The organism is Streptomyces sp. NPDC046335, assembly GCF_055587985.1.
Genome location: NZ_JBVJFF010000020.1, coordinates 59703 through 82150, shown reverse-complemented (window position 1 = coordinate 82150; position 22448 = coordinate 59703). Strand labels below are relative to the sequence as shown.

19 protein-coding genes and 1 pseudogene are annotated in these 22448 nt (G+C 68.1%); 8 read left to right on the top strand and 12 right to left on the bottom strand.

Annotation, left to right across the window (positions count from 1 at the left end; all coding sequences use genetic code 11):
* Positions 1–899: 899 nt before the first annotated feature.
* From ACZ6JY_RS37130 to ACZ6JY_RS37120, 3 genes are all read left to right on the top strand, one after another.
* Positions 900–3845 carry a tetratricopeptide repeat protein gene (locus ACZ6JY_RS37130; RefSeq protein ID WP_469203386.1) on the top strand — a complete coding sequence of 982 codons (2946 nt, stop codon included), beginning with the start codon at positions 900–902 and terminating at the stop codon, positions 3843–3845.
* A gap of 306 nt (positions 3846–4151) precedes the next feature.
* The gene (locus ACZ6JY_RS37125) at positions 4152–4481 is read left to right on the top strand and encodes a transposase (RefSeq protein WP_469203384.1); all 330 of its coding nucleotides are present in this window, start codon (positions 4152–4154) and stop codon (positions 4479–4481) included.
* 47 nt (positions 4482–4528) lie between these two features.
* On the top strand, positions 4529–4657 hold the full coding sequence (locus ACZ6JY_RS37120; protein ID WP_469203382.1) for a hypothetical protein: 129 nt from the start codon (positions 4529–4531) through the stop codon (positions 4655–4657).
* A 398-nt stretch (positions 4658–5055) separates the two neighbouring features.
* Here ACZ6JY_RS37120 and ACZ6JY_RS37115 read toward each other — a convergent pair whose 3' ends face one another.
* Positions 5056–5283, bottom strand: a complete 228-nt coding sequence (locus ACZ6JY_RS37115; protein WP_469203379.1) for a hypothetical protein — start codon at positions 5281–5283, stop codon at positions 5056–5058.
* Between the two features lie 220 nt (positions 5284–5503).
* Here ACZ6JY_RS37115 and ACZ6JY_RS37110 point away from each other — a divergent pair, with 220 nt between their 5' ends.
* Entirely contained in the window at positions 5504–6622 is a 1119-nt protein-coding gene (locus ACZ6JY_RS37110; RefSeq protein ID WP_469203378.1) for an ATP-dependent DNA ligase, read from the top strand.
* Positions 6623–6708: 86 nt separating this feature from the next.
* Here the strand turns inward: ACZ6JY_RS37110 and ACZ6JY_RS37105 are convergent, their stop codons facing one another.
* The 4 genes from ACZ6JY_RS37105 to ACZ6JY_RS37090 are packed head-to-tail and all read right to left on the bottom strand — an operon-like array spanning position 6709 to position 11139.
* On the bottom strand, positions 6709–8097 hold the full coding sequence (locus ACZ6JY_RS37105; RefSeq protein WP_469203376.1) for a DUF317 domain-containing protein: 1389 nt from the start codon (positions 8095–8097) through the stop codon (positions 6709–6711).
* Positions 8098–8153: 56 nt separating this feature from the next.
* Positions 8154–9275 (bottom strand): DnaB-like helicase N-terminal domain-containing protein, encoded by a 1122-nt coding sequence (locus ACZ6JY_RS37100; protein WP_469203373.1) that lies wholly within the window; start codon positions 9273–9275, stop codon positions 8154–8156.
* Positions 9275–10513: a DNA cytosine methyltransferase gene (locus ACZ6JY_RS37095; protein WP_469203371.1), complete on the bottom strand. Its 1239-nt coding sequence runs from the start codon at positions 10511–10513 to the stop codon at positions 9275–9277. The genes ACZ6JY_RS37100 and ACZ6JY_RS37095 overlap by 1 nt, the downstream gene beginning before the upstream one ends.
* Positions 10510–11139 carry a hypothetical protein gene (locus ACZ6JY_RS37090; protein WP_469203369.1) on the bottom strand — a complete coding sequence of 210 codons (630 nt, stop codon included), beginning with the start codon at positions 11137–11139 and terminating at the stop codon, positions 10510–10512. Before ACZ6JY_RS37090 ends, ACZ6JY_RS37095 begins: the two co-directional genes overlap by 4 nt.
* A gap of 210 nt (positions 11140–11349) precedes the next feature.
* On the opposite strand from ACZ6JY_RS37090, the gene ACZ6JY_RS37085 reads away from it, so the two are divergent.
* The 3 genes from ACZ6JY_RS37085 to ACZ6JY_RS37075 all read left to right on the top strand — a co-directional run bounded on the left by ACZ6JY_RS37085 (position 11350) and on the right by ACZ6JY_RS37075 (position 14524).
* Complete coding sequence (locus tag ACZ6JY_RS37085; RefSeq protein WP_469203366.1) at positions 11350–12426, top strand: tyrosine-type recombinase/integrase; 1077 nt, start codon at positions 11350–11352, stop codon at positions 12424–12426.
* Positions 12423–12746 (top strand): helix-turn-helix domain-containing protein, encoded by a 324-nt coding sequence (locus ACZ6JY_RS37080; RefSeq protein WP_469203364.1) that lies wholly within the window; start codon positions 12423–12425, stop codon positions 12744–12746. Before ACZ6JY_RS37085 ends, ACZ6JY_RS37080 begins: the two co-directional genes overlap by 4 nt.
* A 425-nt stretch (positions 12747–13171) precedes the next feature.
* Positions 13172–14524: a hypothetical protein gene (locus tag ACZ6JY_RS37075; protein ID WP_469203362.1), complete on the top strand. Its 1353-nt coding sequence runs from the start codon at positions 13172–13174 to the stop codon at positions 14522–14524.
* A 167-nt stretch (positions 14525–14691) separates the two neighbouring features.
* On the opposite strand, the gene ACZ6JY_RS37070 is transcribed toward ACZ6JY_RS37075, so the two are convergent.
* On the bottom strand, positions 14692–15294 hold the full coding sequence (locus ACZ6JY_RS37070) for a TetR/AcrR family transcriptional regulator (protein WP_469203361.1): 603 nt from the start codon (positions 15292–15294) through the stop codon (positions 14692–14694).
* A 72-nt stretch (positions 15295–15366) separates the two neighbouring features.
* Between ACZ6JY_RS37070 and ACZ6JY_RS37065 the strand changes: the two genes are divergently transcribed.
* On the top strand, positions 15367–16194 hold the full coding sequence (locus tag ACZ6JY_RS37065) for a class I SAM-dependent methyltransferase (protein ID WP_469203360.1): 828 nt from the start codon (positions 15367–15369) through the stop codon (positions 16192–16194).
* A 352-nt stretch (positions 16195–16546) separates the two neighbouring features.
* On the opposite strand, the pseudogene ACZ6JY_RS37060 reads toward ACZ6JY_RS37065, so the two are convergent.
* From ACZ6JY_RS37060 to ACZ6JY_RS37035, 6 genes and pseudogenes are all read right to left on the bottom strand, one after another.
* Positions 16547–16777: pseudogene (locus tag ACZ6JY_RS37060) on the bottom strand (hypothetical protein); the annotation flags it as partial.
* A 269-nt stretch (positions 16778–17046) separates the two neighbouring features.
* Complete coding sequence (locus tag ACZ6JY_RS37055; protein WP_469203359.1) at positions 17047–17862, bottom strand: hypothetical protein; 816 nt, start codon at positions 17860–17862, stop codon at positions 17047–17049.
* 168 nt (positions 17863–18030) lie between these two features.
* Positions 18031–18783 (bottom strand): hypothetical protein, encoded by a 753-nt coding sequence (locus ACZ6JY_RS37050; RefSeq protein ID WP_469203358.1) that lies wholly within the window; start codon positions 18781–18783, stop codon positions 18031–18033.
* Positions 18784–19139: 356 nt separating this feature from the next.
* Complete coding sequence (locus ACZ6JY_RS37045) at positions 19140–20936, bottom strand: type IV secretory system conjugative DNA transfer family protein (RefSeq protein ID WP_469203357.1); 1797 nt, start codon at positions 20934–20936, stop codon at positions 19140–19142.
* Between the two features lie 33 nt (positions 20937–20969).
* On the bottom strand, positions 20970–21770 hold the full coding sequence (locus ACZ6JY_RS37040) for an SPDY domain-containing protein (protein ID WP_469203355.1): 801 nt from the start codon (positions 21768–21770) through the stop codon (positions 20970–20972).
* 5 nt (positions 21771–21775) lie between these two features.
* A complete protein-coding gene (locus ACZ6JY_RS37035; RefSeq protein ID WP_469203353.1) occupies positions 21776–22381 on the bottom strand; it encodes a hypothetical protein in 606 nt (201 codons plus the stop codon).
* Between the last annotated feature and the right edge of the window lie 67 nt (positions 22382–22448).

Below are 22448 nucleotides of genomic sequence, written 5' to 3'. Positions count from 1 at the left end.
CCGCTTTCTCGGCTTCACTGCCCGAATGAGGTGTGTCAGCGCAGCGGATCGTTCCGCAGGTGCGCCGGCAGCTGCCGGTAGAGCCGCCGTTGTGCCGCATAGCCATCCTGGCCATCTGGGAACTCGCGGGCCTTACTCCCGTTGCGGTGGGAGAAGCGCACCTGTAGTCCGCCGGAGCGGCCAGTGGTGCTGTATGCGTAGACACGGCATCCGTACCTGTTGGCGGGCGGAAGGTGGCAGCCGCAGTCCAGTCTTGTCACGTCTACCGGTAGCCCACACTCAGGATCGGTGAGCAAGGTGATGAAGTCGTGATGGTGATAGGGGGCTCGAACGAGCGGTTCGTGGATGTGGTCGATGATCCACTCATAACCGCCGTGTTTCCGGGCCAGGCTGGTCCAACCGGTGGTCCACAGGGGTGTGCCGCTCGTCCGCAGGAGCGGGGCACGGCGCAGCATCCCGCTAGCTACCCAGGCTGAGGCACGGAGTAGACGGTTGCATCGGGCGGACACGGTGTGGCCGGGGCGCATCGCCCACCATGATCCACTACTCAAGATCACTTGAAGACACTGTCTAGCGGGACCGCAGCCAGAAGATCAGAAGGCCAACCGCGCCCGAGCCAGCGGCACCAGCGGCGCCGAGTGCCGCCTGTTGGGCGAGCCGGCGCCAGAACCCCGCCCTGGCGGAATGTAGTCGCTTGCTCTCATCGGACAAAGTCATGGCGCTTCCTCCTCATCAGGATTGGGGACTGTGCCCCACAGCCCCTGATGATGGCCGACCAGAGAGCGCCGAAGGCTCATGGGAGTGTTGCCGCTCGCAGTGGCAGCGTCATCCGGTGTTGCCAGCTGAGGTAGCAACTCATACTGCGTGTGGACGAGTTGGTATGCCGCAATACTGACTCGATGCATAACGGACAGGCGCCCGCCCCCAAGGAAACAGGCGCAAGCAGCCCGGTCCGACCAAAGGTACGCCTGGGGCCGCTGAAGGACGGGTTAGCTCCGGAGAAGCGGGCTCTGGCCGAGGGCCTGCGTCGCATCTTCCTCGTGCTGAGGATCAGCGTGCGACGCTACGCCGAGAGCCAATACCTCAGCCCAAGCACCGTGACGCGCTACCTCAATGGTGAGCGGATCCCACCGTGGAACTTCGTCGCGGGCGTCATCACAAAGGCGCAGGAGTACCGTGCACCCCTCACAGCTGACGCAGAAGCCACGCTACGGGAACTGCACCGAGAGGCCATCGAAGCCAACAGACCCAGTGATGTACAGAGGCTGCAGGCCAGAGTCGTGGAAGCCGACGAGAAGACCCTGCGCATCGCATCGCAGCAGCAGACCCTTCGCAAGGCCCTGCTGGACCGGGAAGGCCGCCTGACGAGTCTTCGAAGTCGGTGCCGGAGCCTTGAAACGCAGTTTGAGGAACAGCGGCTCGCTCACCGGGCCGAAGTCCAGCTCCAGCGCAGCGAGTACCAGCAGTTGCAGGAGGAATGCAGTGACCTGCAAGATCAAGTGGCCTACCTGCAGGAGGCCCTGAGTCAAACCCGCACCGAGCTGATCGCTGCCGAGGACCGGTGCCACCGCTTGGAGACCCGGCTCGAGACTGCCCAGGGGCTGCATGCGGACGAGCCCGAGGCCGACGAGGTGCACTCGCTCATGACGAGACTGGTGGAGCTTGCGGACCACGGCTCCTCGGTGCCTGAGTTACTGCGAGCCGTGGGCAAACTGGAGCAACGATCCTTGCAGGCCGTAGAGAGCGGGCTATCGTCGTCGGCTGACCAGCCGCACTGCATCGAAGAGGGAACTGGGCTCCGGGCCGCACTAACTATCTATCAGGATATCGGAGATACCCAGGGACAAGTCCGGACTCTCTTACGACTCGGCACTCAGGCTGCAAATCAAGCAGATACCAAGCGGGCGATTGACCACTTCGGTACATGCGTCAGCCTCGCCGCCCAACTCGGCGACTACGAACGCGGGGCTCGGGCACTGGCTCTTCTGGCGTCCTGCCATGGAGCTATCGGGCAACTCGATGAGGCGCATATGTACTTCGCCGACGCGCGAGACATGGCGAACCATCTCAAGAACCCCATCGTCACCGCGCAGACCCTGCAGAGAAATGCCGACTTTCTGTGGACCCAGGGCCGGATCGGTGAAGCCATTACCCACCTGACGGACGCGGTGCGCTTACTGGAAGACACCGGGGAAGGACGCGACTTGGCGCGGACCCGGGCCGCGCTGGGGGAAGCACTTGTGGTCGCAGGACGATGGAGATATGGCCTTCAGATCCTGCAGTCGGTTCTCGTCGAGACGGACCATTCATCCCCTGCGCTCAGAGCTCAGGCGACGCGCGCGCTTGCTATCAGCCACTCGCGCAAGGGTCTCCACAGAGAGGCAGAGTCGACCATCATCCTGGCACTTGACCAGTGCGAGCGGTCCGCCCACGAGTCGGGGATCATGCAGTGCAGGCTGACTCTGGCCAACGTGTACGCCCGCGACCAGGAATGGAGCAAGGCACTCGATCAGTACAGCAAAGCCACCAAGCTTGCCGTGGAACAGAAAGCCCTTCATGCGCTCCTCGTCGCCCGTGCCATGGCTGCGGTGTGCCGGTTGCGAGGCGAGGAGCGAGACCGGGCTGCCGACGAGATCGTCAACCTCATGCCCCTCATTGAACAGTTTGGGATGCACTCGGTTATGGCTGCTCTGCGTCTCAACCTAGGATCGCACCACGCACGCTTCGGTGATCACGAGAAGGCGCTGACTGAATTCCGCAAAGCTCGGACCGTCATCGAACAGCTCGCTGACGACACCCTGCGCGCCCCCTGCTTTCTCAACATGGCTCGCTCCTACCGGGCACTCGGTGACATCGAGCGGTCTCGCACACACGCGCTGAAAGCCTTCGCTGTACACCACGAACTCGGTGATTGGCCACTGGCCGGCGAGGCGCTGGTGCTGCTCGGAGGTCTGTACGTAGACGTGGGGTCGGGTAACTCCTTCGAGCCCGCGCTCGAAGATCTAGTTGGGTCCGAGCAGCAAGTCGACGAACGCGCCTTGGAGGCTATCCCCCGTTCCCGCCCCACCAGGAACCGATCCGTCAGGGAAGCTGGTACCAAGGTCAGCTACCCCCTTACCGTCGCCTCTGCCTGTAGGAAGATCAACATCTCGGATTCCGTCCGGAGAGCACTAACCGGAATCGGCATTGATCAGCTTCTCAAATACCTCGGGAGCGCCCGCCGGTCATGCGAGGTGTGCCAGCTCTTGATCGACGAGGCAGGGAAGGCCGAACTTCTCCTCATGAAGCACCAAGCCATGGACCGCCTCATGCTGCGGCTGTCTCATCCTCACTGCATGGTCTCCCAGGTGGTCCAGCTGGAGGACTGGGTGCCGACGGAACCCGAGGTCGTCCTCGAAGTGGAGTGCATTTTGTTCGGCGGAGACCGCGCCGGGATCATCGTCGACTGTTTGGGGGGGTGGGGCATTCATGAGGACGCGCGGGTCGAAGACCTCGTCCTCACGACGTACCGCAAGGCAGGGTTCACCGATCTACAGACGATGCTCCAGACCGAGAATCATGAACGCGTGGATCTGTGCGACATCCCAGGAGTCACTAGCGGCAGCGTCCGGGCTCACCTCCAGGATACGAGTCTCTCAATCAGCAGCCCAGACGGCCAGCTTCTCTGTCGCATGCCGCTGAATTTCTACCCCAGCTGGTACCGGAGCGCAGCCCAGGGGTCATTGATCGTCGTAGTGGGAAGGAATCTACAAGGCATGGCGGCCGACGATCCGTCCTACCTTCTGCGCGCCATGGTTACAGGGAACACCGTCGGTGGCTCCGTACCACTGACAGTGGCCGCCTAACCTCCGGTCACCTTCGAACCGGGTGGCGATGGCCCACTTCGAAGCGACACGAACGCAGACGCTTGGGGGCGCTGTGCGTTCACGACGAGGGCTCCTCGGCGTGCTTCCTTGACCGGCAACGTGATCTGGCTTTCATCGTTGCGGGCCAGTGACCGCCCGGCCGCGCGTTGGCAGAGCCCCCGCAGCTCCTTCGCCGAGGGCCGGCCAGAAAAGCTCGTAACAGGGTCTTGTTGAACGGCCCTGGTTGGGCGTGACTGTTGTGACGATCTGACCGTTCGGATGGGTGTGACGACTCGGCCGTGGATCGTGGATGACGACTTGTGGGAGCTGATCGAGCCGCTGCTGTCTCCCTGGCCCGAGCGGTCACCGGGACCGCGGCCGGTGTCGGACCGGCTATGTCTGCAGGGCATCTTGTACGTCCTGCACCAGGACATCGCCTGGCAACTCCTGCCCCTGGAGTCGGGGTTCGGATCCGGACAGACCTGCTGGCGACGCCTGGCCCGCTGGCAACAGGCAGGGGTCTTCGAGCAGTTGCACCGCATCCTGCTCGCGAAGCTGAACGCGGCCGGCGAACTCGACTGGACCCGCGCATGCGTGGGCGGCTCCCACATCCGCGCGAAGAGGGGGGTGCCGTAACCGGTCCGTCGCCGGTCGACCGCCGGAAAACAGGCAGCAAACACCACTTGATCTGTGACGGGCGCGTCGCCCCGCTCCACGTCATCACCACCGCCGCCAACGTCAACGACATCACCCAGACCCTCATCCTCGTCGACGGCATCCCGCCCGTCACCGGACGGCCCGGCCGACCTTGACGGCGCCCCGAAGCCATCCTGGGCGACAAGGCGTACGACTCCCGGGCCGTCCGTCATGAACTGCGCAAACGCCGGATCCGCCCGCGGCAGCAGCGCGCTCACCGACCTGCGAGAACAGCTTGCCGCGCATCACAAGGCACGCTCGGTGGCCGATTTCCTCGATCTCACTGCATGACGCGGCCCCGCCGGGGGACGCATGTTCCCTCGCGGCCACTCCCCGCTCGTGGGGCGCAGTGTTGACGTGGCCCTTCGGCAAGAGGCACCGATTTCCACGAGCCGCCCCCGGAGCACACCCCGCTGCTCCTTCAGGTCCTGTTGGGGTCGACGGGTAGTGAGGAAGGTCGATCACTACGGTGGCCTAACGGGTCCCGGGCAGTGGGCGTCCGGTGCCGGGACGATCAGGCGAGCCGCCCTGCGTCGAGGATGACCATGAGCCCGCCAAGCACCATGTAGACAATCCAGCATCGGCCGCGCAGCACGGCGTCGGCTGCCGCAACTGGCTGCCCGGTGCCGGACTCTCGGCTCGTCGCCACGGAGTCGATGAGCGCCAGCGTCTCCTCGTGTACGTCGTCCGGCATTGCCGACAGCGCGGCGGCGGTGGTCTGAGCGAGATCTACCCTGTGCATCAGGTCTCCCCGTTCTGTGTGGGAGTAGCACGGTAGGGCGAGGCCGCGGTGGACAGCTGTTCCTGTGGATAACCCAGGTCGCGGGACGCGCGTCACCGCCACCATCGCGTGCCCGCCGCACCCTCGACCACCAGGGGACCCCTGCGCATTTAGCTCGCCGCGCAGGTCACGGGACCTGTGAGGGGTCCGCCCTGCCAAGCGGAAAGCACGGGTCCGCGGCATGGTGGTGGGTGTGCTGATGCCTCCGATCGAGCCGATGCTGGCTCGGGCCAGCGAGTCTCTACCGACGGCAGGGCACGTTCGCGATGCGATCTGGCAGCAGAAGGTCGATGGTTACCGGGTCATTGCCTACATCCGGTCCGGCAAGCTCCACCTACAATCCCGCCGTGGCGCCGATCTCAGCGGCGCCTTCCCAGATCTCGTGGTTGCTGCCGCCCGGGTGGAGGAGGACGTGGTGGTTGATGGGGAGCTCGTGGTCCTCCAGGGCGGCCGTCTGGACTTCACTGCGCTGCAGCAGCGCGCACGCCTGACCGGAACGCGGGCGGCTGCGGCGGCGCGTACAGCGCCGGCCCACGTGGTCTGCTTCGATCTCCTCGAACACGCGGGGAACTCCCTCCTCTCACGCCCCTGCCGTGAACGCCTGGACACCCTGCGATCGCTCTTCGCCTCCGAGGTGCTCGGCTCGCCGTGGTCGCTCGTCGCTTCCACCACCGATCGGGCAGTCGCCCAGGAATGGATGGGCCCCGCCTGGGGGCGGGTGGGCGTCGAGGGTGTTGTACTCCGCTCCGGCAGCCGCCCCTACCGGCCAGGGGCGCGAGAGCTGATCAAGGTCCGTGCCTATGAGAGCGCCGAAGCGATCATCGCCGGAATCACCGGCACCCAGCGCGCTCCGATCTCTCTGCTGCTCGGCCGCTACGACCATGAACACCGCCTTCGGCTCACTGCTCGTACGACGCCACTGCCGGCCACCGCTCGCCGCGACCTCGGACTACGGCTCACGCCCGGAGGACCGGAACACCCTGGGACGGGGTCCGATTCAGCGCGGGATGGGGAGCCCGCGGGGACCTGCTCTTCGAAACCGTGCAGCCCGACACCGTCGCCGAGTTTCGAGCTGACACCGCCGTGGACGGGGGCAGGTACCGGCATCCGGTGCGATTCCTGCGCATCCGAGCGGAGTTGCACCCGATGCATGTCCCGCTCTTCGGAGAGGAGGGCGACTGGCCGGAAGACGGTGCCGACTCCTGGCCCGGTATCTGACCGCTGCGTGCCTTGGTCATTGCGCCCACGCCTGGCCGGGCAGAACCGTTCGGAGTCGCCGCACTGTGAGTGCGCATGGTAGATGGCCCGTCTGGCCATGTAAGTGTTCAGCAGGCCCTGAGAGGTGCCCGCACGCAGAGAGGTGATGGTCCCTCGCAGGGGCAGGGCTCATCGACTGCGCCCGGGACGGTACGCGGCCGGCAGCGATGCTGCCATCGATGCGGGGGCTTGAGCGGTGTGGAGCGCTGGGCCGTCAGCCGCGGCCTGTACGAGGCGAGTGCCCTGACCCCCGGCCATCTTGAAGGCGAGGTGCTGCACCAGGGCTGCTGGCGTCTTCGCGGACAGCTGGAGTGCCCAAGTCGGTTGGTCGACGGCGTGGCCGCCCCAGATGGTCCAGGTGGGAAGCGGGCTGTCGGCCTTATGGGCGGCGAAGGCGTCGAACTGTACGCCGCCTTCGTGCGGACCGGGGGCCGCCCAGGTGATGTAGCGCCCGTCGATGGTGTGCTTCCATTCCGCATCGGCGAGCGGAACTGTCGCCTCGGTGATGGCGGCCTCGGGAGCGGCGAGGGGGAGACTGCTGCCCCAGGCGTTCTCGGTGGTTACCGCGTCGAGCAGAGCGCTCACGATCGCGGTGGGCGTGGAGGCGGTGGCCGTGCCGTGCCAAAGCCGGTCGCTGACCGGTGTCTCGTAGGCCGCGAAAGCCCACTTCGTCTCACTGCCTTCGGCATCGTGATCGAAGATCGCGCGCAGGGTCAGGGACTCGTGATTGGCGACGGTGGTGGAGTCCTCCCAGGTCCTGTACTTCTCCCACTCGCCCTGTTCCTCAAGGAACTTGCCCAGCAGTGCCTCATGGTCACCGGGGTCGGCCGCGTACACCGGCACTCGCTCGGTTATCGCCTGTGATTCCTGGGGGGCGTCAGGGACGCGGGTGGCCGGTCCGGCCGACAGGGCGGCAAGGGCTTGGGCGGCCTGTTGTTCGGTGTCGGTGGCCGGTGCAGGGCCGGTGCGGACCGCATCGCCGTACAGGCGCTCGAAGTCAGCGATGGCCTCGCCCGGGGTGTCATAGGTGCCGCTGACGACGCGGAGGTGGTTCTCGCCGTGGAGGTGGACGCTGTTGGCGTGCTGGTAGGTGCCCGCGGCGACGGTGGTGTGGCCGTCGTGGGCGTGCTGGTGGATGGTGAGGAGCCCGGAGGCGATGTCATCGTGGATCTTCTGGGCTTCGGCAGACACGAGGCGTATTTCGTTGCGGTCCAGCCAGGTCATGGGGTGATCGGCCCAGATCCACTCGGTGTCGATCTCTTCCTTCAGCTGGGCGGTGATGTCCACGGGGATGCCGGCGTCGCGCAGGAGGTTGGCGGCGATGTCGGCGTAGTAGGGCTCCTCGTGGTCAATGCGGACGAGGAGCATCGTGTCGTCGCCGACCGGTCGGAAGCCTTCCGAGGCGAGGGTGGCGCGGGCGGTGTGCAGCTTGGTGCCGGCGAGGGTGGCGACGACGGCGCTGGGATGCTGGGGGTGCAGGGCGAGGTGTACGTGAGCGTCGGGTGAGGTGTCGGGCATAGAGGGCTCATTTCGCCGGTCCGGACCGATGCGAAGGTGGGCCCGGACCGGTGGCTCTAGCGGGTGGCTCGGACGGGGAGCGGGGCGGTGTGCGGAGGCGGCCCGGCCCGCGGGGCAGCCGGGGTGCGGGCCGGGCGGGCGGTGCGCGGTGTGGCCGGGCCGGTGGCCTGGTGCCAGCGGGAGCGCACGGCGGTCAGCTCGGCCAGCGCCCGCCGACTGCCGGTGATCAGCTGGTGGGGGCTGTTGGCCGGGTCATCGGTGAAGGCGGCGATGCGGATGGCGACGGTCTGTGCGCGGCTGAGCAGGGCACGCTCAAGGGCCTTCTCGCCCCAGTGCTCGGGGGAGCCGACCGGTGTGGACAGCAGGGCCAGCAGATCAGCGGGGGTGATCTCGTGGGCGAGGAGGCCGCGGTGCTGGGCTTCCCAGAGCACGGTGACCGGGTCGATGGCCTCGCCGCGATGGGTGAGGACGGTGAGGCACTGCCACAGCGCCGCGTGCAGCGGGAGCGCGAAGTCCTCGGGCACGAGCCAGCGCATCTGGCTGGTCTCGACGGGGTACGCGGTGGCGGTGGCGATCAGGAGGCGTTCCTCGTCGAGGGCTTCCTCGCTGGTATCCCTGGCGGGCGCCGGCGGCAGCGGGGTGCGCGGCAGGGAGCCGGGGTGGGGGGCGAAGCGGCCGGAGAGGTCGTCCAGAAACCGGGCGAGAGTGTCGGCCTGCTGGAGGGTGGCCTTCGCCCGGTGGGGCAGGGTGGTGTCCACCGCGGTCTGGGCCAGGCGCTCGGCGTGCAGGCGCAGGCTGCGGCGGGCGTGGTCGGCGCGGATCATCCGGGCATACGTGGCCGCGTGCTGCGGCCAGGGGCAGATCTGGATGAGGGTGTGCAGGTAGGAGGCCGTCAGCCCGGGGGCATGGGGGCGGGCCGCGGCCAGGACGGTGTTCAGCCAGGCCGGGCTCGTGCGGTGCTGCTCGGCCTCGGGGGCCGGTGCCGAGCGCATGGCACGGAACACTTCGCCGTGCGTGTGGTTGGAGAAGTGGCCCGGCTCCAGCAGGCCGATCTCGTCGAGGCGGTGGGCTTCCAACAGGAGTGCGCCGAGCAGGGATTGTTCGGCGTAGTGCACGGGTTGGGGCGGCGGAAGGGCGTCGAGGTCGTCGTGCTCGTCGTCGGTGGAGGGAGGGGGCATCAGGCGGCCAGGGTGAAGTCGTCGGGGGTGAGGGTCTTGCCGAGGTGTGGTGCCAGCAGGTGGGCGGCGAGCCGGGGCGGGACGGCGTTGCCGACCTGGCTGAAGATCTGGCCCTTGTTGCCCTGCCAGGGGTAGTCGGCGGGGAAGGTCTGCAGGATGCCGGCCTCGGCGGCGGTGATCCGGATCGGATCCGGCGCTGAGACGGTGCCCGCCGGTGCTGAAACGGTCGGTTCGGCCTGCCACACGCACTCGTTGACCCGGTGACCGAAGAACAGGGTCGCGGCCGGTTCATCGATCGTGCGGACGGTGGCGTGGGCCTGGTTGTTGCTGCGCAGGGTCCAGCGCCACGCCGTGGGCGTCGCCTGTGCGGCGGGGTGTCCTGCATGGACGGTTCTCTCCGCTCGGCCATCCATCACCCCGACAGTTGAGTTGACGGGCGGGTGCGGCTTCCAGGTGCCGCGGTCGCGGGCGTCGCTGAGGGTTTTGCGGGAGCCGGAGGGGAACGGCTCGGGCCCGCCGCCCGGGCCGCCCCCGGCGCACACGGTCGGCACGGGGCGGTCGGTGGCGCCCCAGCCGAGGGCCTCGGCCATGGAGATCCAGCGGGCGCGGCCCGGCCCGAACAGTGACTCGGGCTCGGCGTGCTTGGCGTGCGTGGGCGGCGGTGGCTCGGCGGTACGGGTGCGGGAGGCGAGCAGGATTGCCCGCCGCCTGGTCTGCGGCACGCCGTAGTCGGCCGCGTTCAAGATCCCGGCCCAGGCCGAGTACCCCCAGGTGCGCAGGATCGCGGCGTACTGGCGCCACAGGGGCAGGACGTCGGGGACTTCTTCCATCGCGACCCACTCCGGCTGACCGTGCTGGTGCAGGGCGTGCAGGTAGCGCATGGGTTCGGCGGCCAGCAGGGAGCGTGGATCGCGGCAGGCGGCAAGCAGCAGTTCCCGGGTGTCCAGGCCCTGGGCCAGGTCGGCCACGGCCTGGTGGACCAGGGGCTGGTCGACGAGTCCGAGGCGTTTGCCGGCCATCGACCATGCCTGGCACGGCGGGCTCGCGATCAGCCCGGTGATCCGGCCGAGGAACGGCCACAGGGGGTAGGCCGCGACATCGGTGCGGATCGTCAACTGCCCTGCTGCCGCCCTGGTCTTGCACGCCCACTCGTCCCATTCCAGGCCCACGTCCCGTACGCCGAGCACGGTCAGGGCCTGGCTCCATCCCCCGGGACCAGCGAACAGATCAAGAATCAAGAGGCCAGCCCGAAACCGTCCTGCACCGGCTCGACTTCACCGCGGCAGACCCACGGGGAGCAGCCGTCGATGACGCCGTCCTCCAGATCCTGGGCGTCTGCTGCGCTGTCACCGAGTTCTTGCTGCAGGGCGGCCCATTCGGCGGCGGTGACATGGTCGATCGGCGCCTGGTCGAGCGGCACGCGCGAGCGGTGCAGGAATGCTTCTCCCAGCAGCCGGTTGCCGGTGGCGTTGGCGCGGGCGTTGCCTTGCCGGATGGCCGCGTCGAAGGCCACCACGTCCGCCCACTCCTGTGGCGAGGAGTCCCGGATGGATCTCCACTGGGCGTTTCCATGAAAGGGGCACCCAAGGCAGCTGGACTTCGGGGTGTCCGCCAGTCCGAGTGACGTCAAGTACCGGACGCAATCAGCCCTTGACCAGCCCATGTCGATGAGCGGGTGGCGGTTGCGCATGTACTTGACGTCCGAGTCCTTGGCCCGGTGGAATTCATCCGTCGAAATACCGACCCACTGCTCCACGAAAACGTCTCGGGGGATGCGTGCCGGATAGGGGTATCCGAGGAGTTCTCGCACCTGCTTCTTCAGGGGCTTAATTTTGTACTCACCAGTACATTGGCGCCTGGTCATGCCCGGCTTGCCGTCCTTGTTCAGGATGTTGTCCCTTCTCCCTTGAGTTCCCGGGGGCCGCCGGGCGTCTGTACCTGCCTCTGTCGTTGCTGGCCTGGGACATTGCATGGTCGACCGGCGTGCAGGCCAGAGTTGACGGGTCATCGGGATTCCTGAAACATTTGCCTCCTTGTTGATCGATGTGCCGTATTGGCGAAGGTGAGGTTGGCGGTGTCGCTGGCACTGGTGCGCGACCTCCGCTCGGTCCGACCGACACCGACAGATGAGGACCTCGACGCCTTCGAGCAGGACCTGGTCGCCGGCTTCGTGCTCGCACGATCCGCGGCAGGAGTGGAAGACGGATCGATCCAGGCAGAGATCAGGGCCGTGTCGGAGTTCCGTGACTCGATGGGGCGTCACCTGTGGACGGCCCGCCCGGACGACGCGGACCGGTTCCTCGGTGAGCGGTGCCGGGGCCTGTCCCACAGCACGGTCAGCGGCAAAGCCTTCGGCGTCTCGGTGTTCTTCGAGTACCTGGAATTGCGGCACCACGCGGAGATCCACGCGCTGACCGGCGACCTCGTGCAGTGCCCGATCGACGAAATGAACAGGCCGCGGGACGGCTGGAAGCTCAACATCCGGATCCCGCCCAGCGACGCCGAGATCGCCAAGTTCTTCGACGGCTGGCGCGACCACGTGGCCACGACCCGCAAGTTCCTGCCCGCTGCCCGCAACTACACCGCCGCGAAGCTGTGGTCTCAGGTGGGCCTGCGCATCGGGGAATCGACCCGGCTCGACATGGCCGACCTGAAATGGGAGTTGGGGCCGCTCGGCAAGGTGCACGTGCGGTTCGGCAAGGGCTCGCGACGCCGCGGGCCCAAGCAGCGCATCGTGCCGCTGATCAACGGGGCCCGCGACCAGGCGGTGTGGTTCGTCGAGGAGGTCCGCGGGCAGTTCGACGATGCCTGGGACCAGCCGGGCGCCCCCTTTCTCGTCTCCGAGCGCCGCGCGGCCGACGGGTCGTGCGGCCGGGTCAGCACCGAGACGCTGAGGGCCGGCCTGGCCAGGGCCGTCGAGCGGCATCTGCCGTCCTGGCAGGGACGCTTGAGCCCCCACGTTCTGCGGCACTACTGCGCGTCGTCGCTGTATCGCAACGGCGTGGATATCGTCGCGATCCAGGAACTCCTCGGCCACGAGTGGGTCGCCACCACGATGGGGTACATACACGTGCATAACAGTCATATCGAAGATTCCTGGGAGAGGGCGGCGGACCGATCGGCGGCCCGACTGGGTGGGGTGAGGTCATGAAGTGGGACCTGCGGATGGCGGCGGCCCGCCGCGAGATCTGGAAGGCCAGCGACATGCGCAGGCTGCTGGCCGAACGCGGACTGGAGATCAGCGTCGGGAAGATGTCGTCCCTGTGGTCCGGGCAGCCGACCTCGATCCGACTCGATGACCTGGAGGTCATCTGCGACGCGCTCGGCTGCGGGCCCGAGGAGTTGCTGTTGCGTGAGCCCGGAAAGGTCCAGGCTCACCCACTCGCCGACGTCGACACGCAGGATGTCGCGGTCGGGCAGTCGCCTGCCGTCAGGCCGGTCCGTCGCAGTGGCCGTACAGCACCGCCGTGAACAATCGCGAGGCGTTCATCGCTGCCCTGCGAGGCGAGTTGGTCTGTTCCGGCTGCGGCGTTCGGCCACCCCGGACCCCCAAGCACCTACGGTGCTGGGAATGTGCGCGTGACGTTGGGGTGGCTCCGCCCTGCAGAGGGTGCGGCGGACCGTTCTGGATGTCGGGCTGGTGCCGGAGTTGTCATCCGGGCCTGGTGCCGCTGTCTGAACGCCCGCGCTCGTGCCGGACGTGTTTCGCCTGGGGCCCGATGAATGCCTTGACCTGCAAGGCGTGCCGCAGCTTTAGTCGTGCGCACCCCGTGGGCTCCTGCGGAACCTGCGCACGCCAGGTCCCACTCTCGGACGGCCACTGCAGGCTCTGCCGTCACCAGGCCCGGATACTGGCCAACGAGACCGGTGACTACGGCCCCGCCGCTCTCCACCTCGTGCAGGCCACCGGTCAGCAGCTGTTCATCGGAGAAACCCAGCGCCGCATCACGCGTCACAACCCGGGCCGCGTAGCGCGCAGGGAGGCGAACGGCCAACTTGCCAAATCCGTAGGGAAGTTGCGCGTGTGGCGTCTGATGGACTGGCCCGTCCAGCACGAGCTCTTCAGCCTGCCCATCGACGAGCTGCCCCACCGGATACTGCGCGATGACGGACCTCGGCTGGCCTGGTTCGCACACCTGGAACCCGCCGTGACCCGGATCGGCGGGGCCAAGGGATGGAGCCGCGATGTGCGCGAGAGCGTCACGCTCACCCTGGAAGGCGTAGTCGCAACCCACGAAGCCGGAACCCCCAGATACTCGGCTTCTCGGGTCGCCCTTCTGGCCGACGGCAGCAAGCGGAATGTCACCCGGACCATCGAGCTGCTGGCCGAGCTCGGGCGACTCGACGACGACCGCGCCGATCCCCTTGACCAATGGCTGGAGCGGAACCTGGCCTGTCTGTCGACCGGCATCCACACCGACGTTGCCGACTGGATGGACGTTATGAGGAACGGCAACTCCCGCCGCCGCCCCAAAGCCGAACTCACCTGGAAGAACTACCTGTTGCAGGTCCGGCCGACCCTGCTGTCCTGGTCGACCGAACACGGAACACTCCGTGAGATATCCAAGGCCGAGGTCGTCGCCGCCCTCGAAGCGCCAACGCCGTTCGGCGGAGACGGGCATACCCGGCTGACCGCACTGCGTTCGCTCTTCGCGTTTCTCAAGGCCCAGCAGAAGGTTTTCGCCGACTCCACCCGCCGACTGGACCGGAGAGTCACACGCAGACCGGGGCAGAGAATCCCCACCCGGCTCCCGGCCTCCGTCTTGGAAGAGATCGGAGTGATCACGCACACTCCCGCAACGTGGCTGGTGACGGTGTTGACTGGCCATCATGCGCTCGGAGCCGTACACCTCCAGACTCTCGCTCTGGAGGATGCCGATCTGCCCAACCGCCGATTCACCATCCAGGGCCAGTTCCGTCCCCTCGACGACCTCACCCACCAAGCTATCCAGCGATATCTCGACTACCGAAACCGCAGGTGGCCGAGTACGACCAACCCCCATCTGCTGATCACCCAGCAGACCGCCCATCACGACAGCCCGGTCAGTCGGTGGTGGCTCAGAACTGTCCTACGCGGCCAGGAGGCCAGCCTCGACCTCCTGCGGCAGGACCGAATCCTCGACGAAGTCGAAGCCGTAGGTGTCCGCGATCCTCTGCACATCGCGGCAGTCTTCGGACTGCGACCCGACACCGCCCAGCGGTATGTCGATGCGGTCTACGGGTCCCACGACCCCATCGAGAACCCCTGAACTGGCCTCGCGCTCCTATCTCGGACACCAGCCGCAAAGTGCGGCGTTGGCACGATCGTTCGCCGACATTGATTGTCGACACGGGTTCTCGACACTGCCGACCTGTGGGTTCGCCGTGGACAGTTCAGGTGTCGACAGACCTTCATTTGCCGACACTCAGGGGCTCCTTAAGCCGGTCGTCGTTGCACGGCGTCGGCGATGACCGCTGTCACGAGCTTGTTGACGACCGCCGTGGCCGGCGGGCCGGGGTCGCGGTCTGCGAACAGGAGATGCCCGCCACCGACCAGGGAGAGGGTGAGCGAATCGATGTCGGCGTCGGCCGCGATGCGGCCCAGTTCACGCTCGGCGGCCAGATAAGCGGAGATCGCGGTCGTGGCCTGGGCCAGGATCGCGATGCCGCCTCCGGGCCTCGCCTTCCGCAGTCGTGCGCGCAGCTCGTCCCGGAAAGTGATGAGCGGGATGATTGCCACCGGAATCGGTCCGAACAGGGTGGTCAGCGCGCTGGTGAGGTTGTCGGCCACCGTGCCGGTATCGACGGACTCACGCAGCGCACTCGCCTGCCTCTCAAGCTGCGCGGCCCGGTCGAGCACGAGGTCGGCGAGGAAGGCGTCAAAGTCGCTGAAGTGCCGGTGCAGGACGCCTTTGGCGCAGCCCGCCTCGTCGGTGACGGCGCGGCTGGTCAGCCCATTCGGCCCGTCCCGCAGCAGCACGCGTTCGGCAGCGTCGAACAGCTGCTGCCGCGCGTCGCGAAGGTGCACCCCAGTCGGCACTCACAGATCCTCTCGTGCGGTCTGCCCCCTGGCATCCTTGCCTAGTGGGCGCACGCCCACTAGGGTGGGCGCATGCCCACCTTACCGCGAGAGCAACCAGAACCGTCCCCGGCGGAGCCGCATGAGGCCCGGCGGATGGCCGAGTCGTTCGGCGTGGACGCGCAACGCTACGACCAAGCCCGGCCCGGCTACCCCGACACATTGGTGGCACGGATCGTCGCCGGTAGCCCGGGGCCTGACGTGCTCGACGTCGGCTGCGGCACCGGCATCGCAGGCCGCCAGTTCCAGGCCGCCGGCTGCGCCGTGCTCGGCGTAGAGCCCGATGCGCGGATGGCCGACTTCGCGCGAGCCCGTGGCCTGGAGGTCGAGGTGGCGGCCTTCGAAGCCTGGCAGTCAGCCGGCCGGACGTTCGACACGGTCATCGCCGCCCAGTCGTGGCACTGGGTGGATCCGGTCGCCGGCGCCGCGAAGGCGGCACGTGTGCTGCGTCCAGGGGGACGGCTGGCGATCTTCGGGCACGTGTACGAGCCGCCTACCGAGGTGGCCGAACCGTTCGCCGCTGCCTACCGGCGGGCGGCGCCCGACTCCCCGCTCAGCGGCCAACCGGCCCGACGCCCGCTCGACCTCTACCAGGCGGCATACGCGAAGTCCGCCGACAAGATCCGCGAGACCGGACAGTTCAACAATCCCGAACAGTGGCGATTCGACTGGGAGCAGTCCTACACGCGCGACCAATGGCTGGACCTGCTACCCACCACCGGCGGTCTCACCCAACTCCGTCCAGATCAGCTGGCCGAGATACTGGACGCGGTCGGGAGCGCCATCGACTCCCTGGGTGGACGCTTCACGATGAACTACACCACCCTGGCCGCGACCGCCGTACGCGCCGGCACCTCCTAAAGTCCATCCGCCAAGTCGCCGCCGACCCAGGAATCCGCGCAGCCGTTCAACGCTCTGCCGGGCGCAGGCGGAGTGCGGCCAGCCGCGTTAGCGGCCATCTCGGCCAGGAGTTGCTGGCCGGGCGGGTTGCCGTTGACGACCTGGAGCCGATAAGCCCCACGGGACCACGCACAGTCACCAGCAGGCTGGGCTCCGCAGGGAACTGGTGACAGTTGAATACGCGAGGTCGCCAGTGTTGTGGCCTCCAGCTAGGACTCTAGGGCCGAACTTGAGGGTGCACACTGGTCAAGCAGCCCTGTCGCCCCTCCAGTTCCGTCGCAACGACCCTTCGGTAATCCTGAACTTGTGGCCTCCAGAGCGGCATGGAAGCAAAGCGGTGATCCGGGTCGAGGGCATCCTTTCTGATGTTCCCGGAGGAGACGCGCAGAATGGGTATTCCGGCTGGGGTGGCTATGTCTCGCTCCAGTCGGTCAAGGTGCCGGTAAACGGCCTGCGGCTCCCAGCCGGTGTCAGCGAATATGGCGTAATCGACCTTGGGGAGGATGCCCTTGGCGGACAGGGCGAGCATGGCGCTGGATTGCACTCCAGCGCCTAGAGAAATACATCGGAAGGCGGGGGACTCGGAAATGGTGTGTCCTTGGGAGTGGGGCAGGGGGGAAGGAGAGTCAGCACCGCGGGCGTACTGGGGACGACGCGGCGGGCTGCACGGGCGCGGACACCGCCGTCGGCGCTGCGCGGAGCGAGAGCCAGGTTGATGCGCGGGTGCGTTCGCGCATCGCGGTGGTGGCCGTGCGGAGTTGGGCCTGGACGTCGCGGGGCCGACGGTGTCAGTCGGACGGCGGGCGGCGGGTGTCATCGGGAGCGTGCGGGCGTGACGCCGGCCCGAGGCTGTGCTGGGCGAGCGGTCGTCAGGGCCGGAGGCTGCGAATGCCCGAAGCTCGCCGCCAGGGTGCGGCAGCCCTCGGTGGTGAGGTGGACGCGTTCGTCATGCAGGTTCCGCGGCGTTTCCTCGCGGTTGAGGAGCCCCCGGGCTTCCAGGGAGCGGATGGTGCTGATGCTGACGCGGAGGTCGTCGTGGCTGACCCTCGGCTTGTTGTCGTGCCGGTCGATCGTCACAAAGCCCTGGGCGACGGCACGCAGGGCGGTGTGCTGCGCGGGCGAGAGGTCGAGCGAGCGACCGGCAGGCAGGAGATGCTGGCGGCGCATCTCGATGGTCAGGAGTTCCGCGCTGGCCAGTGCGTCGTCGGCGCCGAGGGTAGTCAGGTCCCGTACGAGGACGAGGCGGCCCTTAACCTCCTCACGGGCCTCCTGAGTGGTCAGGGGCACCTCGTGCTCGCTGGGGGCGCCGACGCGAATGTCGTCGAGGAGGTCCTCGGCGTCCAAGAGGTGATCGGCAGCGTCGAGGGCGAGGTTGGCGAGCTGCCGGATGCGTGCGTAGACCGAGCGGATCCCTGGGCTGGGGAACATCGGCTGCTCGTTCAGCGCCTTAATGATGAGGAGCGCCGACTTGGCCAGGTGTTGCGTACGGGGGAACTGCCTGCTGACCGCAGTCGCGGGGCTGGCGCCGTTGATCTCCATGACGTACAGCGAGTGGAGCGCGTCGTTATGGCGGTTGTAGTCGGCACCGAGCGCGAGCAGTGCTTCGGGCGGGGACAGGTGGGCGGTCATCGAGGAGGTGAGGAATCCGTTCGGTGAGGGGGCATGGGCGGCGGTGAGGCAGCGGGCGGGTGTTCCGGGTTCCGGTGATAGCGCGCGGGAGGCGAGCCGGTGTGAGCTCTCGGAGGCGCATCTCGTCATCGGCGTACGCCTGGAGTCGCGGAGGGATCCGGGAGAGGGTCAGCGGCATCGGGTGGCCGTCTGCGTGCGGGAAGCGGGCCCGGGCGAAGGGCCCGCCGTGGTGGCTGGAGGCAGGACGAGGACGGAGGCCAGGACCGTGACGCCGGCGGAGGTGAGGTACACGCGATCCTGCGGCGATCCCCCGATGTATGCGGGCGCGGCGGACTTGGCCTTGCGTGCGATGAGGTCTTTGGCTTCCAGAGAACGCAGCGTGCTGATCAGGATGCGTGTCGTGCGGTGGTGGACGTAACTCCGGTCAGCGGAGCCGGTGACCACGACGTGGCCGCGGGCGATCTCGTGCAGAGCCGTGTGCTGCGCGGCCGAGAGCGGTTCATCGGGCCGTGGGGCGTTGCTCCAGCGTCTTCGCCGTATCTCACCGGCAACGCGCGTGGCACTGTCCAGGACGGCTTCGGGGGCCAGAGCAGTCAGCTCGCGTGCCAGTTGAGGGCCATGGCCGGCGGAGGCGGTGCACAGGTAGGCGAGCTGCTTGAGCCGGACGACGGCGTCGGACAACTCTGCGCTCTCATACAGCCGTTCGTTGCGAACGGCCTTGATGGCGGCGAGGGTCTCGGTGGCCAGCTCCTGTGCGGCGGTGACGTGCGCCCCAGATTCGGGCTTGGCGCGGTCGGAGAGCAGGAGGTCGAGCCGGTCGTTGTGCTCGGTGTAGTGGGCGGCGAGGGAGAGCAGACGCTCCACGGGCGTCGGCGGCGGGGGCACCTCGAACAGCAGTGCATCGGCGGGGGGCTGGGTCATGTGTGTGGGCGGCGTTGAGGGGCGGGCGCGGCGGACTGGGCCGGCGTGATGGCGGGCGTCGACGACTGCGTTGGCGCAGTGCGCGGAGCGGGGGCATGCGCATCGAGGACCGCGGTCACGTCCGCGATGTGCCGGCTACAGGCGAGAGCCTGCTGAGTGGTCGCGGAGTGGGTGATGGCCCGCAGAGCGACCTCGGGTTCGCTGTTGCCGCATTTGAGGCAGCAGCGATGGCGGGGGTCCCAGTCGTCGGGGACTGCGTGGATCTGTGTCATAGGCGGTTCCAGGTGCGCTGACGGCCGGTGCGGCGATGTGGAGGGACGCCACGCGCCGCACAGGGGAGGAAGGCGAGGGTGGTTCTACGCGGCGGTGCCGAAGTCGTCACGCTTCGGTGCGGCCTTGGCGACGGCCCGCTCGGTGATGCCCTTGGACGCGCGGGCGGAGGCGGCGGACAGCTCGTCGGCGCCGGGTTCGAGATACCAGGGGCGCAGGTCGAGCATGGCTGCGCGCATGCCGGTGGCGAAGCACAGGGCGGTGCCCTTGGGCAGGGCGCGGATGGCGTCGGCGGCCAGGATGCGCTCCTGGCGCATCGACACTGAGGTGCTCTTGCCGGATTCCGAGTGCGAGGTGGAGGTGGTCTCCACGTCGTGGTCGCCGATCAGTCGGGAGAGCTTGTCGGCGAAGTCGGGGTCGTCGATGCCGGAGCCGATGACCTTGATCGTGGAGGCGCTCCACATGGCGTCCATGCCGGCGTCCCCCCAGACCTTCTGGCCCTGGCGGTAGGACTGCAGGATCGTGATCGGGATGATCCCGCGGCTGCCGAGGTGGGAGTACAGGTCAGGCAGATCGCTGATCTTGCAGACGTTTGCGGCCTCGTCCAGGATCGCGAGCATGGGTGGGTCCAGGCGTCCGCCGGCGCGCTCGGCCTGGGCGGTCGCGGCTCGCATCACCGAGTCCGCGCACGCGGCGATCAATGCGCTGGCTCCTCCGCCGCCGTCCTTGGAGAGCAGGTACAAGGTGTCGGTCGAGGTGACGAAAGCCTCCGGCTGGAACTCCTCGACGTCCTTCTGCGGGGTCACCCACGCGGCGATCTCCGAGTTCAGCAGCGCGGCGGCGTACTGACGGGCGGTCTCGTAGATGCCGTCGCGGGTTTCTGGCGGCCCTTCGACGGTGCCCTTGAGCTGGGAGGCGACCGCGGTGAAGCCGTGGTCGCGCAGGATGTCCAGCGGCGTGCGGTCGGCGGGGAAGGCCAGCCACTGCATCACGTCGGTGATGGGGCGCTCGTCCAGGGCCGCGGCCAGGAACAACTGGCTCAAGATGTTGCTGCCGGCCTTCGACCAGAAGTCGCCCTGCTGCGAGGCGTCGACCGAGGCGGCGAGGAAGTGGCCGGCGAGCCTGCCTGCCCCGTCGAGGGTCTTGGCGGTGGCCAGGGGGTTCCACCACATCTCGCGCTTGGCGTGCGCGATCTGCTGCGGGTCCATCGACCAGGTCCGGCCGACGCCCGCCCGCGCGTCGAGTGTGGCGGTAAATGCGTCACCGGCTGCCTTGTTGGAGGTCAGCAGGACGGGGCCCGGTGCGTTGAGGATGGAGGGGATCGCCAGAGAGGTGGTCTTGCCCGAGCGCGGCGCCATGATCGCCACGGCGACGTCCTCGTACCCCATGCGCACCTCGTGCTTCGTGCCCTGGAGGTTGCCCAGGAGGATGCCGGTGTCGTTGGCGTCGATGTGCTTGGCGTCTTTGAGGCTCGGGCGCAGCGAGCGGGCTTTGGCGGTGATCGCCTTAGACATCAGCGGCTCGATGTCGGTGCGTTTGGCCATGCCGCCGATACGCTTCTTGCGCCCGCCGCTGGTGCCCTTGTGTCGCTTGTAGAGCACGGCGGCGGTGACGCCGAGGGCGAGCAGCACGGCGCCGGGCAGGATGCGGGTGCCGATCAGGAGGGACGTTTCTCCCAGCTCCGACCAGAGCTGGTCGGGGTGCAGGAGGGCTTGAACGGGCTGGTAGGGGGCGCCGGGCCCGGAGTCGGTGACCCAGGCGGTGAGCTGTCCGCCGAGCCAGGCGAGATTGGACAAGGGAACCGCGACGGCGAGCACGCCAAGAAGGACCTTGAAGGCGATGTCCGTGGCGTCGGTGGACTGGTTGGGGGAGGGCTGGGGCAAGAGGGCAGATCCAGAGGGGAGTGCGGGTGTCGGTCAGCGGGCCCGGCGCTGCTTGGGCCCATGCGGTCCGGAGGGCGGCGTGGCCGGTGACGTCGGGGTGTTGCGCTGGGCCAGGGCGGTGACGCGGTGCTCCAGGGCGAAGGCGACACTCTCGGCGCTCACCCGGCCGGTGGTGGCGCGGCAGAGGGCGGTCGCCAGATGCGGGACGCGGTGCCGTTCGCGGACCACAGACGTCTCGTCGGCCAGCGCCCCGAAGAGCGCGGCGACCAGCTGGATCGGGGTGTCGCCGTCCAGGTAGGCGCGCCAGAGCGTGGGGAGGCGGCGGACGGAAGTGTCGACGGTTTCGACGAGCCAGTCGGCGGTGCGGACACCTTCGTGGACGGTGCGGTCGACGCGGGCCAGGCCGTCGGGGGAGCTCATGCCTTCGGGCGAGGTAAGACCGTCGTGATAGCGGGGAGCGTGCCAGCCCGCCACGCGCAGCGTCTCGTACGGGTCGCCTGACGCCGTCGGCGGTGTGGCGGGGTCGGTGAGGGCGTCGGTGACCGCGGCGATGATCTCGACGGGTGTGTGGGCCTCGAAGGTGACTGACCAGGCCCGCTGGGCGCCGTGGTGTGCGTGACGCAGGGTCCACCACGGTTCGGCCGGGTCCGGATCCGGGGTGATACGCAGCTGGGCGAGCTGGTCCGGGCTGGTCAGGATGACCCGGGGCACGAGCGGATCCTGGGCGGTGCTCCAGCGGCAGGCGCGGTGGAGCGGGACGGTGACCCAGGCCGGATCGCCGGGGCCGGCGAGGTAGCGGGGCGCGACCAGCGCGATGTCGATGTCGTGCGGCACGCCGGTCACCTCCGGGCAACGGGCGACGGCGCCGGGACGGGAGCCGCTGGGCGTGCGTACGTGGTGGCCGAGGTCAGGGCCGGTGAGCGTGGCGGGAGGTCCCGGACGGCGGCCTGGATTTCCAGGAGAACTTGGCCGTGGCTGGCCCAGTCGTCGAGGTAGGACCAGGCTTCCTCGTTGCGCTCGGCGAGCGCGTCGTCGTACGCGAAGCCGCCTGGCCGGGCAGTCGGGGGCAGTGCGTCACGGGTTTCGAGCCATTCCCGCTGCAGTGCGCCGAGCTGCTCCAGGGCGTGATCGAGGACGCCCAGCTGCCATGGCCAGCGGGACTGGATGTGGGCGGGGTTGAGCTGCTGTATCTGCACCTCGGCGGTAGCCAGCAACTCCTTGGCGCAGGACCGGACGCGGTTGAAGGACCGCCAGGTGTCCGCGTCGCGTTTGACGGCATGACGGCTGTGTTCGTCGTCGTCGAGGGGCCAGCCGTCGAGGTCGCTGTGCTCCTCGCGCCAGGCGTCGAAGTCGGCGAGGATCTGCTCGCTCTCGCGCAGGAAGGCGGCGAGCTGGTGCAGACGCTGGCGGTGGATCACATCGGGGGCGTGGGCAGTTGGGGGCAAGAGCGCTCTCAGACGAAGGATGCAACAAGGGAGGGCGGTGAGCCGGGCGGGGATGCCGCCCGGCTCG